A 15,851-nucleotide genomic window follows, 5' to 3' on the forward strand; every position below is an offset into this window, starting at 1 on the left:
GCCCGTTCCCCCGCCACGCATGAGGTGTCCCGATGCGCAGCTATCTTCTGCGTCGCCTGGTCGGCATGATCATCGTCGTCTTTCTGGTGCTGACGCTTGCCTTCATCCTGGTGCGGCTGGCACCGGGCGACCCCGCTTCGCTGCTGCTGGGCCCCGACGCCACCCCCGAGGAGGTGCAGTCACTGCGCGTCCGCCTGGGTCTGGATCGGCCGATCCTTGTGCAATATCTGACCTTTCTGGCCAATGCCCTGCAGGGGGATCTGGGCCGGTCGCTGTTCTTTGACCGCCCCGTGACCGAGGTGCTGGCCAGCCGTGCGGAGCCGACGATCTTCCTTGCCCTCTTCTCGCTTCTGGTGGCGCTGGTCATTGCGACGCCCATCGGCATCTGGGCGGCGTATCGGCGCGGCTCGGTTCTGGATCAAACCTCCATCACCACGGCGATGCTGGCAGCCTCGGTTCCCAGCTTTCTGACGGGGCTGATCTTCCAGCGGTATCTTGCAACGGATCTGGGCTGGTTTCCGGCTTCGGGCTATGGTGGCGTGGGAGCGGATTTCGGAACGCGGATGTGGCACCTCGTGCTGCCCTCCATCACGCTGGGGATCACCAACTCCGCGCTGATCCTGCGCTTCACCCGTGCCTCCATGCTGGACATCCTTGGCGAGGATTATGTTCGCACCGCCCGCGCCAAGGGGATGACGGAACGCCGCGTCGTGCTGCGGCACGCGCTGAAAAATGCGGGCATCCCGATCATCACCGTCGTGGGACTGACATTTGCGCTGCTGATTTCCGGCGCGGTGGTGACGGAGCGCGTCTTCAACCTGCCCGGCATGGGCAACCTTGTGGTCAACGCGGTGCTGCGGCGGGATTACCCGGTCATCCAAGGAACGCTGATCGTCGTGGCCACGCTTTACGTGCTGGTGAACCTGCTGACCGACCTGCTGTATCTGGCCGTGGACAAGAGGGTGAAATACTGATGGCAGGATCATCCACCACCGCCGCACCGGGCTTTCGCAAGCTGATGTTCCAGCGGCCATCGGTCGCCGTGGCGCTGGCCGTCTTTGTTGCTGTTGTTGCCGCCTGCTTTCTTGTGCCAGCGCTTGGCCTTGCCGAACCGGGGGGCATGTCGGTGCGCAACCGCCTGACGCCGCCCGGGGGGGAATACCCGCTGGGGGCCGATGCCTTTGGGCGCGACGTGCTGGGGCGCCTGATGGTGTCAGGGCAAACCTCGCTGGGCATCGGGCTGGGGGTGGCGGTGCTGTCTTCGGTAGTGGGCATCGCGATCGGTCTGATTGCCGGGTTCTTCCGGCGCGCCGATGCGGCCTTGTCGCGCCTGATCGATGCGATGATGGCCTTTCCCGATATCCTGCTGGCACTGTCTCTGGTCGCGATCTTTGGCGGCACGATGCTGAACGTCATCCTCGCGCTGTCCATCGTATATGCCCCGCGGATCGCGCGGATCGTCCGCGCCTCCACCCTTGTCATCCGCGAACTGCCCTATGTGGAGGCCGCCCGCGCCCTTGGCACGCGCACGCCCACAATCATGGTGACGCATGTGCTGCGCAACATCCTGTCGCCCATCATGGTGCAGGCCACCTTCATCTTCGCCTATGCCATGCTGGCGGAGGCGGGGCTGTCCTTTCTGGGCGTGGGCGTCGATCCCCGCACACCCACCTGGGGCATCATGGTGAACGAGGGGCGCCAGTATATCGACACGGCGTTCTTCCTGATCCTGTTTCCCGGTATCGCCATCGCCCTTTCGGTGCTGTCGCTTCAGATCGTCGGCGACGGTCTGCGGGACGCACTGGACCCCAAGCTTGCCAAGGAGAGCTGACATGCCCCTGACCCTCAGAAACTTCAGGCCGGTCGGTTTCGACCAGACACCGGACGAAATCTTTGTCGGGGCGGATGGCCGCGTTGCCCCTGCGCCGGAAGAGGGTTCCGAGGTTCTGGACCTTGACGGCGCGTTCTTGTCGCCCGGCTGGTGCGATCTGCACGTCCATGTCTGGCATGGCGGCACCGACATCTCCGTCCGCGCCGCCGAAGCGGGCCGCCCCACCGGCGTGACCGCCATGGCCGATGCCGGTTCTGCCGGCGAGGCAAGCTTTCATGGCCTGCGCGAATACGTCATCAAGCCCGCCAGCGAGACGATCAAGGCCTTCCTCAACATCGGCTCTATCGGGTTGGTGGCGTGTAACCGCGTGCCGGAACTGATCGACTGGCGATCCATCGACATCGACCGCACGCTGGCGGTGATCGAAGCGAACCGGGACGTGATCTGCGGCATCAAGGTGCGCGCCTCGGGCGTGATAGTCGGAAGCTGGGGCATCACCCCCGCCAAGATCGCCAAGCGCGTGGCCGAAATGACGAACCTGCCGCTGATGGTCCATGTAGGCGAGCCGCCGCCCCTGATCGACGAGGTGTTCGACATCCTGACCCCCGGCGACATCGTCACCCATTGCTTCAACGGCAAGCCTGCGGGGTCGATCCGCGACACGCCGGCACTGTTCCGCCAGGCAACGGAACTGGCCGAACGCGGCATCCTGATGGACATCGGTCATGGTGGCGCGTCCTTCAACTTCAAGACCGCGCGGGAGTCGATCGCCGACGGGCTGCGGCCTTTCTCCATCTCCACCGACCTGCACCAGCATTCGATGGCAAAGCCGGTTTATGATCTGGCAACCACGGTGGCCAAGCTGCTGGCAGTCGGCCTGCCCTTCAACGCCTGCATCGAGGCGACAACGAATGCCCCCCGATCCGTCCTTCGCCTTTCGGGGGCGGAGGGGCTGACCCCCGGCACCCGCGCCGACTTCACCGTATTCGATCTGGAGGATGCGGAGATCGACGTGATGGACAGCCAGGGCAACCACCTTGTGCTGGACCGGATGTTCGAACCGCGCATGACGATTCTGGGCGACGATGCACAGCCCGCCGCCCGCCGCCTTGCACCCGGAGGGTCATGATGCAGACAGACGACATCATCCTGTCGGTCGAAGGCCTGCGCGTCAGCTTCGGGCGCGGGCGCATCGCCGTGGACGCGCTGCGTGATGTCAGCTTCACCTTGGCGCGCGGGCGCACGCTGGCGCTGGTGGGGGAAAGCGGGTCGGGGAAATCGGTAACCTCGCTGGCGCTGATGGGGCTGCTGCCGCCATCGGGGCAGGTGCGGGCAGGGCGGCTGGCCTTTCGCGGGCGCGACGGAAAGGTGACGGATCTGGCGCGGCTGGATGGGGCGGGCTTTCGCAAGCTGCGCGGTCCCGGCATCTCCATGATCTTTCAGGAGCCGATGTCCTCGCTCAACCCGCTGTTCACCATCGGCGACCAGATCGGGGAGATGCTGCTGCTGCACGAACACCTGAGCGGCGCCGAACGCCGCCGCCGCGTGATCGAGATGCTGGAGCTGGTGGAGATCCCGGGTGCCGCGAAACGCATCGACGCCTATCCGCATGAACTTTCGGGCGGCATGCGCCAGCGCGTGATGATCGCGATGGGGCTGGTTTGCCACCCCGCGCTGCTGATTGCAGATGAACCGACAACGGCGCTGGACGTGACCATTCAGGCGCAGATCCTTGATCTGATGCGGCGGCTTCAGAAGGATCTGGGCATGTCGATCCTGTTCATCACGCATGACATGGGCGTGGTGGCTGAAATGGCCGACGATGTTGCGGTGATGTATGCCGGTGCTGTGGTGGAACAGGCCGGCGTGATGGAGCTGTTCGACGACACGCGCCACCCCTACACGCAGGGTCTTCTGTCATCGATCCCGCGCGAGGGGCGGGGCCGTGCCGACCGTCTGGTGCCGATCCCCGGCAGTGTGCCGTCACCCTTCGCACTGCCGCCGGGCTGCGCCTTTTCCCCCAGGTGCCCGCACGCGCGCGATGCGTGCCGGCTGCCCGTGGCGCTGGATGAAAAGGCACCGGGGCATCTGTCCGCCTGCATCTTCGATATGCCGGGGGCCGCATGACACAGCCGCTGCTTCAGGTGCGCAACCTGACCAAGCACTTCCATACGCCCTCCGGCACCGTTCACGCGGTGGAGGATGTGAGCTTTGACATTCAACGCGGTTCCATCACCGGTGTGGTGGGGGAAAGCGGGTCGGGCAAGACCACGCTGGGCCGCGCGCTGCTGCGCCTGATCGAACCTTCGGCCGGAAGCGTGCATTTCGACGGCACCGACATCACCGCGCTGCCATCCGCAAGGATGCGCGACATGCGGCAGCGGATGCAGATCATCTTTCAGGACCCGATGTCGTCGCTTAACCCGCGCCTGAAAGTGGGCGACCTGATCGCCGAAGGCCTGCGTGCCTATGGCATCGGCACGCGGTCCCAGCGGCGTGATCGCGTGGCCGCCCTGCTGGAGGAGGTGGGCCTTTCCGCGGACCACATGGATCGTTATCCGCATGCCTTTTCCGGCGGCCAGCGGCAGCGCATCGGCATCGCCCGCGCCCTGGCGCTGGAGCCGGAGTTCATCGTGGCCGATGAAAGCGTATCCGCCCTTGATGTTTCCATCCAGGCGCAGGTGCTGAACCTGCTGCTGGACCTGAGAGAGCGTCGCAACCTGACCATGCTGTTCATTGCGCATGACCTGTCGGTCGTGAACTATCTTTGTGATCAGGTTGCGGTGATGTATCTGGGCCGTCTGATGGAGTTCGGGCCCAGCGAGGCGATCCACCGCGATCCCGCGCATCCCTACACGCGGGCGCTGAACTCGGCCATTCCGCAGCCCGATCCACGGGCCGCGCGCAACCGTCAGCCTTTGCGCGGCGATATTCCCAGCCCGCTCAGCCCGCCGTCGGGCTGCGTTTTCCGAACCCGCTGCGACCACGCCATCCCTGCCTGCGCCGAAACGGTGCCGCCCGCATGTCCGGTCGGACCTGAACATGACAGCTACTGCATCAGAACCGAGGATCTCAATGCGCATCACATCGCTGGCCACCACTCCTGAAACGCGGCTGTCGGCGCTTGGGGTCATGCTGCCTGCGGCCGCGCCCAGCCCCATCGGATCGTTCCGCAACGTGCGCCTTGCGGGGGGAATGATCTATGTCTCGGGGCAGGGGCCGGTGCAGGCCGACGGCACGCTGATGCGCGGCAAGGTGGGCCGTGACGTCACGGCCGAACAGGCGCGCGAACATGCCGAACTGGTGGCGGTGAACATCATGACGGCGCTGCGCGACAGCCTCGGGTCGCTGGACCGCGTGGGCGGCGTCGTGAAGCTGCTGGGCATGGTCAACGCCGAGCCGGAGTTCGAGCGGCACCCCTTCGTCATTGACGGCGCATCGAACCTTCTGGCAAAGGTTTTCGGCGAAAGCGGCATCCATGCGCGGTCGGCCTTCGGTGTGGGATCGCTGCCCAACCAGATCACGGTGGAGATCGAGGCGATCTTCGAAGCCGCGGATCAGCGATGATGCAGGCCAAGCGCCCGTTCGACCGACCGCGCCGCCTCGCGCACCTCCTGTGCCACAAGGTCGAACTTCGCCTCCACCCGGTGCTTGGGCATCACAACCGACAGCGTCAACTCGCACGTGCCGTCCTGCCCGCGAACGGGGGCGGCGATGCAGGCGACCTCATCCTCGGACGTGTCGATCTGCACCGAAAGACCGTCCAGAAAATCGCGGCGCGACACGGCGGCCAGCTTGTCGGGATCGGTTTCGGCAAGCCCCGTATTCGATGGGCGGGAATGTTCGCGGAACACGGCCACGCGCGCCGCGTCCGGCAGGTGCCCGACCAGCAGCCGCCCCGAAGCGGTCCAGTTCAGCGGCACCCGCGTGCCCACGTCAGATGTCACGCGGAACGGGCCAGAGGATTCTGCCATCGCCACGACCTGCATCATTCCTTCATCACGGGCGCAGATCTGCACCATCTCTCCCACGCGTTCGTTCAGGGCGAACATGGCCCGCTCCGCCTCTCCGAACGCGCTCATCCTCGCACGATAGGCGAGGCCGTAACGCATCAGGCGCGGGCCCAGCCATGCGCGGCCATCGGCGCTGCGCGACAGCATGTTCCGCTCCGTCAACTCGTCAATGACCTTGTAGACGGTGGAGGGCGGCGCGCCCGTGGCGCGGGCCAGATCATAGGCCGACATCGGCTGGTGCCGTTCGGTCAGGATATCAAGGATCTGAAGGGCGCGGTCCATGCCGCTGGTGCGGCCACGACGCGGGGCATCATCGGAAACGTCATCGCTCATCACGGGCTCCTTCTTTGGGACAGGGGTACGCAATAATGGAAGTCGGCACAAGAACGGAGGGGCGCATGCCCAGGAACGAAGGGTACGGGATCGACTGGTCGTGGCATGACGCCCAAGGCTATGGCCGCATGGTCAACGTGTCGGGAACAATGACGTCGCTTGGCGGGTCGATGACGTCGGAACGGGTGGCGCAGGCAACGGCGGCGGTGATGACGCGTTTCGTGCGCATCCACGAAATGCAGTCCCGCGCATCGCAGGTGATCGCGAAGCTGACGGGGGCAGAGGCAGGGTTCCTCACAGCATCGGCCAGTGCCGGCATCTCGCTTTCGGTGGCGGCAGCGATCACCGGCCTTGATCCCGCGCGGGCAGAGGCGCTGCCAAACGATCCCGGCCCCCGCAACGGCGTGGCGGTGCAGATGGGGCACTTGTGCGAATATGGTGCGCCCGTGTCGCAGGCAATCGCACTGGCGGGCGGGCAGATGCGGGTGGTGGGGCAATCCACGCTGGCCAAGGACTATCAACTGGATGCGGTGCTGGACGAAACTTGCGCCGCCGCGCTTTACGTCATCTCTCACCACGTGGTGGATTACGGGATGATCCCGCTGCGCACCTTCATCGAGATCGCCCATGCCAGGGGGGTGCCGGTGATCGTCGATGCCGCCTCGGAATATGACCTGACGGGGCTGCTCGCGCAGGGGGCGGACATCGTCATCTATTCGGGGCACAAGTTCCTTGGCGGGCCGACATCGGGCATCGTTGCGGGTCGAAAGGATCTGGTCCGGGCAGGGTATCTGCAAAATATCGGCATCGGGCGGGGCATGAAGATCGGGAAGGAGAGCCTTGCAGGTGCCATTGCCGCGATGGAGCAGTGGATGGATCGGGACCACGCCGCCATCCGCGCAACCGAAACCGCCGCCCTTGACCTGTGGCAGCAGGCGTTGGCGGGGATCGACGGCGTCAGCGCGCACCGCATTCCCGACCCGACTGCGAACCCGCTGGACCGGTTGCAGATCTGGATCGACGCGCAAGCGGCAGGTGCTTGCGCCGCGCAATTCGCCGAAGCCCTTGGCCGTCACGACCCGCCGGTGATCGTTCGGGGGCATGAGGTGGAGAAGGGGTATTTCCAGCTTGATCCCTGCAACCTGATGCCGGGGCAGGCCGAACTGGTGCGCGACGCGCTGGTGGCCGTGCTTCGCGAGGGCCGTGAAGCGGCGCGCATCGATGCGGGCGCCGCCCTTGCTGCGGCCCGCAATGGCGGAACGGCTTCCTATATGAACTGGCTTTCCGGGGCCTGAAGCTGCATCGCACAGCCCCGGTGCGGGGCCGACAGTGGCGATTGTTGTACGGATGCCTTGGGTCATCAATAATCCTTGAAAGTGCCATCTGGGGAGGAGGCCTGTCATGGAACGAAGCGAACGGTTCGCACTTCAGGATCTGCACGATTTCACCCACGCCGCCTTTTTGGCAATCGGGGCCAGCGAGGAAACCGCGGATGCGGCAAGCCGGTCGATGATGCACGGCACGACGCTTGGCGTGGACAGTCACGGGGTCCGCCTGCTCCCGCACTACCTGAAGGCGCTTCAGGGCGGGCGGCTGAACCGGACCCCGCAGCTGCGCACGATCGGGAGCTTCGGCGCGGTGGAGGTTCTGGATGGCGACAATGCGCAAGGCGCGCTGCCAACCTTTCGCGCGATGGACCGTGCAATGGAATTGGCCGGCAGCTTCGGACTTGGTGCCGTTTCCATCCGCAACAGTTCGCATTTCGGACCAGCGGGCGCATATTCCCTTGCGGCGGCGCGGCAAGGGTTCATCGGCGTGACCTTCTGCAACAGCGACAGCTTCGTGCGTCTGCATGACGGCGCGATGCGGTTTCACGGGACCAACCCGATTGCGGTTTCCGTGCCGGTAGGAAAGGGGGATCCATGGCTTCTGGACATGGCCACCAGCGCCATTCCCTATAACCGCGTGCAGCTTTACCAAAGCCTCGGGGTGGATTTGCCGCCCGGTGTGGCGTCCGACGCGCAGGGTGTCGATACGGGGGATCCGCACAAGGCGGATATGCTGGCCCCTCTGGGCGGCGCGTTCGGCTTCAAGGGCGCAGCACTTGCGGGGGTGGCCGAGATTTTCAGCGCGGTGCTGTCAGGCATGACGCTAAGCTTCGATATCCCGCCGATGGGCGGCCCCGACTTTTCCACCCCGCGCGCGATGGGTGCATTCGTGCTGGCGCTGAACCCCGATGCATTTCTTGATCGCGCACAATTCGATGCGGGGATGCGCCGATATGTAGAAACGCTGCGATCTTCGCCCGTTCGGGAAGGTTGCTGCGTCATGGCGCCGGGTGATCGGGAATGGCAAGTCGCGGCGCAACGGCAAGAGGAGGGTGTGACGCTTGACCCTGCAACCCTGTCGGGTTTCAGCGAATGGGCCCGCACCCTTGGCATCCCGATGGTCACGCCGAAAGAAAGCCGTTGACCGGAACCTCAACCCCTCGCTACCGTCATGATTGTAAGGCCACTTGGCCGCGTCGCGGGGAGGCGACGTATTCCGGGGAAACATGTTCATTGACAGCAGCGACTGCCGGTTCTGCCGGCAGACGGTGGATTGGACCCACGGGCCTGGGGTTCAACAGGAGAGGTCGCCTGCAGCTTGTGCGCGGGATGGATTGGACGGGCAGATGAACAGGGCAAACCGGCACATGTCGGGACATCCCGATCCTGATCCCCCTCTGTCCTCCTGCCAGAACAAAGGCACAACAAAACAAAATTGAACCGAAGCTGATGGGAGGAGAAGCATGAAGTTCACGATGAAGGCACTGCTGGGGGTCGCGGCGCTGATGGCCAGCGCCGCCATTGCCCAAGCCCAGACGACGCTGAAATGGGCGCATGTCTATGAGGCGACTGAACCGTTCCATACCGAATCCGTCTGGGCGGCGGAGGAGATCGCAAAGCGCACGGACGGGCGTTATGAAATAGACGTGTTCCCGGCTTCGCAACTGGGCAAGGAAGCGGACATCAACCAGGGGCTGAAGCTGGGCACGGTGGATATCATCGTTTCGGGATCCAGCTTCGCATCGCGCGAATACAAGCCAATCGGGGTGACCTATTACCCCTATATCTTCCGCGATCCGGCGCACCTTATCGCCTATACCAAAAGCGACGTTTTCAAGAAACTGGTGGAAGGATACGAGGAAGCCAGCGGAAACCATATCACGGCCGTCACCTATTACGGCACCCGGCATACGACTGCGAACAAGGAGATCAAAACCTGCGCCGACATGCAGGGGCTGAAGATCCGCGTGCCGGACGTTCCCGCCTATCTGGCCATGCCACAGGCCTGCGGGGCGAACACGACACCCATCGCTTTTGCCGAAGTGTATCTGGCGCTGCAGAACGGCACTGTCGATGCGCAGGAAAACCCCCTGACGACAATTGAGGCCAAGAAGTTCTACGAGGTGCAGTCCAACATCATTCTGACCGGCCACATTGTCGATCACCTGAACACGGTTGTTTCGGGCCGCCTTTGGGAAAGCCTGTCGGACGAGGACAAGCAGATCTTCAGCGACGTGATGCTGGAAGCGGCTGAACGTGCCACCAAGATCGTGGAGGAACGCGAGGCCGAGCTGGTGGACAAGTTCAGGGCCGACGGGCTGTCTGTGACCGAGGTCGACAAGGAGGAGTTCCTGAACACCGTCCTCGAGAACGCGCCGCTGGAAAACTACGGCTATAACCGCGAGGATTGGGAAGCGATCCGCGCCGTGCAATGATGCTGCCGGCCGGGGCAAACCCGGCCGTCCTTTCCGAAGATCGAGGAACGTCATGGGCGACCGTGAACACCCGCCGCGCAGCGTGGAAGAAATGGCGCATGCCTTCGACGGTGATGGTGCATCCGCCGAACTGAAGCTGTATTCTATCGAGGATTGGCTGACGCTGGCCGTCTTCTGGGGCATGGCGCTGTGCGTTTTCCTGCAATTCTTCACGCGTTACGTGCTGAACAACAGCCTTGCCTGGACCGAGGAGATCGCCGCCAACTGCCTTGTCGTCATCGTGTTCCTTGGGGCCGTGATGTGCGTGCGGATGGGGCGGCACATCGCGGTGGACATTCTTTACAACCTGCTGCCGCGACGGGTGGGGCGCATCATGTGGCTTCTGGTCGATGCGCTGACCATCGCGTTCTTCGGCTACATGTCATGGCTCATGTGGCGCTATGTCGGGATCGTCGGATCTGAACGGATGGTGACGGTGGACCTGCCGCGCAGCATCGTCTTTTATACCGTGCTTGCAGCTTTCGTGCTGATGCTGCTGCGATCGATCCAGAACATCGTCAACGATTTACGGGGCGGCAAGACCGTTCGCGAAAAAGCCGCCGAAAGCGGCACGACGGGGATCTGAACCATGCTGCTTCTGATCGGATCGTTTCTGGTGCTGATGATCGTGGGCGTTCCGGTAGCGGTGTCCATGGCGGGGGCGTCGCTGCTGTATCTTCTCAGCTATGATGTGGCGCCCGACATCATCGCGGCGCAACGGATGATCGCGGGCGTGGAAAGCTTTCCGCTGATCGCCGTGCCGTTCTTCATCCTTGCCGGCAATCTGATGAACATCGCGGGCGTCACGGGCCGCATCTACCGCTTTGCGCTGTCGCTGGTGGGCTGGATGAAGGGCGGGCTGGCGCAGGTGAACATTGTCGGCTCTGTCGTGTTTTCGGGGATGTCCGGAACCGCGCTTGCGGATGCCGCCGGTATCGGCACGATCGAGATCAAGGCGATGAAGGATCACGGCTATCCGGTGGAGGCTGCGGTGGGTGTCACCGCAGCCTCGGCCACAGTGGGGCCGATCTTTCCGCCGTCGCTGCCTTTCGTGATCTACGGGATGATGGCCAACGCCTCTATCGGGGCACTGTTCATGGCTGGCATCCTGCCGGGCGTGGTCATGGTGGTGCTGATGATGCTGACCGTGTTCATCTTCGCGCATCGCAAGGGCTGGGGGTCCGACACGCCGTTCGACCTGCGCGAACTGGCCGGTGCCTCGCTGGAGATCGTGGTCGTCATGTGCTTCCCGCTGGCGATCTGGCTGCTGGTGTCGCTGGGCGTTTCGCTGAACGTGGCGGTGATGGTCGCGCTGGTGACGCTGATCGCACTGGACTGGTATTTTGACTGGCACGCCGTGATGGCCCTGATGGCGCCCGTGCTGCTGATCGGCGGCATGACGATGGGCTGGTTCACCCCGACCGAGGCTGCCGTTGCCGCTGTGTTGTGGTCGCTGTTCCTTGGCCTTGTACGGTACCGGACCATGACGCTTCGCACACTTGCGAAAGCCAGCTTCGACACGATCGAAACAACGGCATCGGTCCTGTTCATCGTCACGGCTGCGTCGATCTTTGCGTGGCTGCTGACGGTCAGTCAGGCGGCACAAGTGTTTTCGGACGCGATGTTCGCGCTGACCGACAACTGGTGGACGTTCCTGATCATCGTCAACATCATCCTGCTGATCGTCGGGGCGTTTCTGGATACCATTGCCGCGATCTCCATCCTCGTGCCGATCCTGATACCGGTGGCCGCCCGCTATGGTATCGATCCGGTCCATCTGGGTGTCGTGATGACGCTGAACCTGATGATCGGGCTGCTGACGCCCCCGGTCGGGATGGTCCTGTTCGTCCTGTCGCGGATCGCCAAGTTGTCAGTGGAACGGACGGCGATGGCCATCCTTCCCTGGGTTGTCCCGCTGTTCATCGCGCTGCTGCTGATTACGTTCATTCCCGCGCTTACGCTGTGGCTGCCGACGCAGCTTGGCCTGATCCGCTAGGCCCGTCGTCCGGCCGGCATGATCAGCGCCATTCGGCGGGGCGTGCTCGCCCCCGTTGGATCAAGCAGCTGCGGCCACTTCGCAGACAGCACGACGAAGGAAGCTGGTAAAGTCTGCTGCTTCCTGTCGGGCCGGGCCTTCGGCAACATAAACGTTCAGCCAAGTGGGGGGCAGGGGCGGCAGTGCCCCACCGTGTTCCACGACCTCCAGCCCCGCATGTCCGATCCCGCGGGGCGAAATCGTTATTCCAAGATCAGCCGCGGCCAGAATGCGCCACGTGTCACTTCCACCGTCCGTACCGGCCTGCACCCAATCGAGTCCGGCCTGCTCCAGCGCGCGGATACCGACGGGATAATAGGCGCAATGGGGCGAGTTCGCCAGTGGCACGGGCCGGCTGTGCCATGCCGTGCCGCCGACGGCCCCAACCCACGCCAGATCCACCTTGGCAAGCTGCAGGGCACCGGGCGGCGCATCGAATTCCGTCGTCAGGATGATGTCATGTTCGCCGCGCTTCATCTGGGCGATAAGATCCTTGCTGCGCGCATCGTTGATGATCAGCTCCGTCCGAGGATGCTCCAACCGGAAGGCGCGCACGGCAAGCGCCACCTTGGTGAACAGCCAGTCGCTGGTCAGCCCCACCCGAAGCCGCATTTCCGGTCGGGCTCCGGTGTACCGTGCAAGGATGGCATCGTTCAGCGACACCAGCTTCCGGCTTTCCCCCAGCAGATCCTGCGCAAAATCGCTGAGAACCACGCCCCGACCCGCCTTCACCAGCATCGGACGGCCGAACACCTCCTCCAGTCGCCTCATCTGCATCGACAGGGCGCTTTGCGTCATGTTCAGCATCTCGGCCGCGCGGGTAACGGCGCCGTATTCGGCAACGGCCTGCAGCGAGCGTAGCGTGGCGATGTCGAGGTTACGCATGATGAACCTTCAATCCGCGTGATGACAGTTATCAGAACCATTCGTTTCCCAAATATCCGACACTCTGCCATTCATCAATAACGAAGATGATAAGGGATTACGTCATCTTTATCTTTGATATGATACATCAAGAGGATTGAAGGATGTTCAGCAGGATCCACAGTGAGCTAGAAGCCATCGAACAGCACCAACCCGTGCGGCTGCATCCGATCAAACGCCTGTTCCTGATGCTGGCGGTTCGCCGGTCGCGCCGCGCCCTTGCCGAGCTGAACGAAGATCAACTTCAAGACATCGGCCTGACGGAGGAGCAGAGGCGGGCCGAAGTCGCGCGCCGCCTGTGGGACGTTCCCCCGCACTGGCGCGTTCCGCCGCGCGGACTTTAGTGGCCAGTGCATGCAAGTAACTGCACCTTAAGTTCTTTGCGCCGCGCTTTGGATCCTGCCGCCCGTTCCAAGGACGGCAGCATCGGGACCGAAATCCCGATGACCGGTCGGGCCAGGTTGCTCTTCGACGGAAGGTCAAGCGTGCCGCATTGCAGGAAGCGTTTGGCGCCCTTCCACGGTGCTTTGTCGGAATGGAGGCCTGCCTCAGCGCCCGCTTCGTCAGCCGATTGGGTTCGAAGCCGCGGATCATCCCTGCGATCCGTGTGAAGCAATCAACAAGGGGGCAGCAGATTACTGCCAAGCATAGCTAACAATTCTTTATTCTTAGCTTGATGCAGATGATCGGAAAGGCACTCTATGCATGGGACTTTGCGGGCATCAGGAGCGGCGACATGAATACAACCCAGAATGATGAGACGTCCGGGCAGGAGCTCGCCAAGACTACGAAGGTGCTGCAAAAGCAGAACGAAGAGGTTGCCGAAAGTGCCGAGCAACTCGAAGAAGAGACCGTAAAGCAGACGGACGCGGCTGATCGGCGAACCGAGCTTGCAGCAAATCGCACCATTCTTGCGGCGGAACGCACTTATGCAGCCTGGGTACGGACAGGACTTGCGGCACTTGCCTCCGGCGTGGGCGCGCAGGCACTCCTCGAGGACGTGCTTCACGAAGGCCTGACAAGGTTTGCCGGCAGCGCGCTGGTGCTGTTCAGCGCCTTCTGCTTCCTGGCGGCGGTATGGCGGGAGATGCGTCCGGGTGCGATGCCTCCAACGCCTGACGTGCGGCGCATACCTGCACTGCTCCTCCTCACGCTCAACGGTTTTCTTGCGTTCGTATCCCTTGCTGCACTGGTCGGAATCTGGACAGCAAGTGGATGAGCACGGGCATCATGACACTCTGTCAGGATGCTTCCCCCAAGCTTGACTCCGGGAAAGAACGTCACTCGTTTTAGGGGGCCGTGCTATGTGCGCCAAGTCATGCTCGCACGTTGGCGTCTCCGAAGACCGTGGCCCATTCGCCGAAGCTGAGATTGGTGGTGATGATGACGCTTGTGCGTTCGTAGAGCTTGCTCAGCAGATAGAAGAGCGGCGCACCACCTGAAGTGCTTCGCGTGGTAGACTCAGATCATGACCTGCGCAGCGATGGCCAAAAGCTTCTTCCGATGGGGCGCAGAGGCGCCGCTATGCAGCTTCAGATGCCGTAAAAGCTCTCCGCGCCGCCACTCTTCATGAGAAGATGGAAGAAACGCCCTCATGTTTCTGAAAGGCGGGCGAGCGGCCCCATAAACCCGTGGAGTAAGAAGTCAGCAGCAGGCTCTCTACCTGATTGGGAGCGGTCATGATAACAGAGTAATCGGCGAGAAGGACGTGATGATAGGTGATGGCGGCCATATCCTCGCGGACAACTGCCAATCCGGCTTCGGCAAGGTGCTTGACCTTGGCCCACCGAGATGTGGTCCGCGCGTACCCGTCGCCGAGCCCGGAGATGTCGCTCTGGAGATCGGCGGTCTGGCCCGGGTTCATCTGGCGGTACTTCGCCACCAGCTTTCCTGCCGGATCATAGACCTCGAGGCTGGTAATCCAGCGCCTCCACCCCCGACTTTCTTCCTTATTACAGAGCCTTGATGATACGCCGCCCTAGGGCTTGAGCACCATCAAAGCGTGTGATCTGCCTCGCATCCCACAAAGGAACAAGAGCTGTGCTGCACCATCCAGATCCTGCTGACAGATCTGCAGAGGGGGGTCAGCGTGGGGCCAGTCGAAGGACATCACCCTCGGGATGGCTCCCACCCCAAATCTCGATACTTCATGGGTTTCGTCGGGAGTGTCTGAAACTCTGTGTATCTGACGGGGCCCATACGGTTTTCAGATACAGTCAGGCGTCGAAGCGCCCGGCGAACATTATGGCCAGCTGATTGCGGGCCGCAACCCATTCACGAACCGCACGACCGCCCTTCTCGAAGTTGCGGATGGCCAGGTAGATCAGCTTGGTCGCGGCCTCCTCGGTGGGGAATGAGCCCTTGGTCTTCAGCGTCTTCCGCAGCACCCGGTTCAGCGACTCCACGGCGTTGGTGGTGTAGATGATCTTCCGGATCGCTGCGCTGAAGGCAAAGAACGGGATCACCTCGGCCCAGGCCCGGCGCCAGGCCGGGGCAATGGAGGGGTATTTCCCGGCCCATTTCTCCTCGAACCCGTCCAACTGTCGGGCGGCCTCCTCCGCCGTCGGGGCCTGGTAGATCGGGCGCAGATCGGCGGCCACGGCCTTGCGGTCCTTCCAGCTGCAGAAGTTCATCGAATGCCGGATCAGGTGAACGATGCAGGTCTGAACTGTGGTATCCGGGAAGGCCGCTGTGATGGCTTGCGGGAAGCCCTTCAGGCCGTCCACGACCGCGATCAGGATGTCCTGAACCCCCCGGTTGCGCAGTTCGTTCATCACCGACAGCCAGAACTTGGCGCCCTCGTTGTCGGCGATCCAGAGTCCGAGGACCTCGCGCTCCCCATCCCTGGTGACACCCAGGGCGATGTAGACCGCCTTGTTCTTGACCATCCGACTGTCGGCATCGCGGATCTTG

At 63.1% G+C, this 15,851-nt stretch carries 17 protein-coding genes and 1 pseudogene; 13 read left to right on the plus strand and 5 right to left on the minus strand.

Going from position 1 to position 15,851, the window contains the following annotated elements:
- Window positions 1-32: 32 nt before the first annotated feature.
- From JX25_RS13400 to JX25_RS13425, 6 genes are read left to right on the plus strand one after another with little or no spacing between them, the layout of a single operon-like run.
- A complete protein-coding gene (locus tag JX25_RS13400; protein ID WP_128255599.1) occupies window positions 33-974 on the plus strand; it encodes an ABC transporter permease in 942 nt (313 codons plus the stop codon).
- On the plus strand, window positions 974-1,831 hold the full coding sequence (locus JX25_RS13405) for an ABC transporter permease (RefSeq protein WP_128255600.1): 858 nt from the start codon (window positions 974-976) through the stop codon (window positions 1,829-1,831). The genes JX25_RS13400 and JX25_RS13405 overlap by 1 nt, the downstream gene beginning before the upstream one ends.
- 1 nt (window position 1,832) lies before the next feature.
- The gene (locus tag JX25_RS13410; protein WP_128255601.1) at window positions 1,833-2,960 is read left to right on the plus strand and encodes an amidohydrolase/deacetylase family metallohydrolase; all 1,128 of its coding nucleotides are present in this window, start codon (window positions 1,833-1,835) and stop codon (window positions 2,958-2,960) included.
- Window positions 2,960-3,958 carry an ABC transporter ATP-binding protein gene (locus tag JX25_RS13415; protein ID WP_128255602.1) on the plus strand — a complete coding sequence of 333 codons (999 nt, stop codon included), beginning with the start codon at window positions 2,960-2,962 and terminating at the stop codon, window positions 3,956-3,958. Before JX25_RS13410 ends, JX25_RS13415 begins: the two co-directional genes overlap by 1 nt.
- On the plus strand, window positions 3,955-4,938 hold the full coding sequence (locus JX25_RS13420; RefSeq protein WP_128255603.1) for an ABC transporter ATP-binding protein: 984 nt from the start codon (window positions 3,955-3,957) through the stop codon (window positions 4,936-4,938). Before JX25_RS13415 ends, JX25_RS13420 begins: the two co-directional genes overlap by 4 nt.
- Window positions 4,907-5,398: a RidA family protein gene (locus JX25_RS13425; RefSeq protein ID WP_128255604.1), complete on the plus strand. Its 492-nt coding sequence runs from the start codon at window positions 4,907-4,909 to the stop codon at window positions 5,396-5,398. The genes JX25_RS13420 and JX25_RS13425 overlap by 32 nt, the downstream gene beginning before the upstream one ends.
- Here JX25_RS13425 and JX25_RS13430 read toward each other — a convergent pair.
- Window positions 5,389-6,177 carry an IclR family transcriptional regulator gene (locus tag JX25_RS13430; RefSeq protein WP_128255605.1) on the minus strand — a complete coding sequence of 263 codons (789 nt, stop codon included), beginning with the start codon at window positions 6,175-6,177 and terminating at the stop codon, window positions 5,389-5,391. The two genes, JX25_RS13425 and JX25_RS13430, sit on opposite strands and share 10 nt — an antisense overlap.
- Before the next feature lie 65 nt (window positions 6,178-6,242).
- On the opposite strand from JX25_RS13430, the gene JX25_RS13435 reads away from it, so the two are divergent.
- The 5 genes from JX25_RS13435 (at window position 6,243) to JX25_RS13455 (ending at window position 11,975) form a co-directional block, all read left to right on the plus strand.
- The gene (locus tag JX25_RS13435) at window positions 6,243-7,472 is read left to right on the plus strand and encodes an aminotransferase class V-fold PLP-dependent enzyme (RefSeq protein ID WP_128255606.1); all 1,230 of its coding nucleotides are present in this window, start codon (window positions 6,243-6,245) and stop codon (window positions 7,470-7,472) included.
- 106 nt (window positions 7,473-7,578) lie between these two features.
- Window positions 7,579-8,649, plus strand: a complete 1,071-nt coding sequence (locus JX25_RS13440) for an Ldh family oxidoreductase (RefSeq protein WP_128255607.1) — start codon at window positions 7,579-7,581, stop codon at window positions 8,647-8,649.
- A gap of 319 nt (window positions 8,650-8,968) precedes the next feature.
- On the plus strand, window positions 8,969-9,940 hold the full coding sequence (locus tag JX25_RS13445; RefSeq protein ID WP_128255608.1) for a sialic acid TRAP transporter substrate-binding protein SiaP: 972 nt from the start codon (window positions 8,969-8,971) through the stop codon (window positions 9,938-9,940).
- Window positions 9,941-9,992: 52 nt separating this feature from the next.
- Complete coding sequence (locus tag JX25_RS13450; RefSeq protein WP_128255609.1) at window positions 9,993-10,565, plus strand: TRAP transporter small permease; 573 nt, start codon at window positions 9,993-9,995, stop codon at window positions 10,563-10,565.
- 3 nt (window positions 10,566-10,568) lie between these two features.
- A complete protein-coding gene (locus tag JX25_RS13455; protein ID WP_128255610.1) occupies window positions 10,569-11,975 on the plus strand; it encodes a TRAP transporter large permease in 1,407 nt (468 codons plus the stop codon).
- Between the two features lie 60 nt (window positions 11,976-12,035).
- Here the strand turns inward: JX25_RS13455 and JX25_RS13460 are convergent, their stop codons facing one another.
- On the minus strand, window positions 12,036-12,899 hold the full coding sequence (locus JX25_RS13460; protein ID WP_128255611.1) for a LysR family transcriptional regulator: 864 nt from the start codon (window positions 12,897-12,899) through the stop codon (window positions 12,036-12,038).
- Between the two features lie 143 nt (window positions 12,900-13,042).
- Here JX25_RS13460 and JX25_RS13465 point away from each other — a divergent pair, with 143 nt between their 5' ends.
- A complete protein-coding gene (locus JX25_RS13465; RefSeq protein WP_128255612.1) occupies window positions 13,043-13,282 on the plus strand; it encodes a DUF1127 domain-containing protein in 240 nt (79 codons plus the stop codon).
- Between the two features lie 392 nt (window positions 13,283-13,674).
- Window positions 13,675-14,157, plus strand: a complete 483-nt coding sequence (locus JX25_RS13470) for a YidH family protein (RefSeq protein WP_128255613.1) — start codon at window positions 13,675-13,677, stop codon at window positions 14,155-14,157.
- 106 nt (window positions 14,158-14,263) lie between these two features.
- Here JX25_RS13470 and JX25_RS13475 read toward each other — a convergent pair.
- From JX25_RS13475 to JX25_RS15160, 3 genes and pseudogenes are all read right to left on the minus strand, one after another.
- A pseudogene (locus JX25_RS13475) lies at window positions 14,264-14,386 on the minus strand (ATP-binding protein); the annotation flags it as partial.
- A 119-nt stretch (window positions 14,387-14,505) separates the two neighbouring features.
- The gene (locus JX25_RS13480) at window positions 14,506-14,820 is read right to left on the minus strand and encodes a Hint domain-containing protein (RefSeq protein WP_128255614.1); all 315 of its coding nucleotides are present in this window, start codon (window positions 14,818-14,820) and stop codon (window positions 14,506-14,508) included.
- 334 nt (window positions 14,821-15,154) lie between these two features.
- A partial coding sequence (locus JX25_RS15160) for an IS256 family transposase (protein ID WP_241557973.1) occupies window positions 15,155-15,851 on the minus strand: 697 nt, incomplete at its 5' end.

The organism is Falsirhodobacter deserti (genome assembly GCF_004015795.1).
Classification (GTDB): Bacteria; Pseudomonadota; Alphaproteobacteria; order Rhodobacterales; family Rhodobacteraceae; genus Falsirhodobacter; species Falsirhodobacter deserti.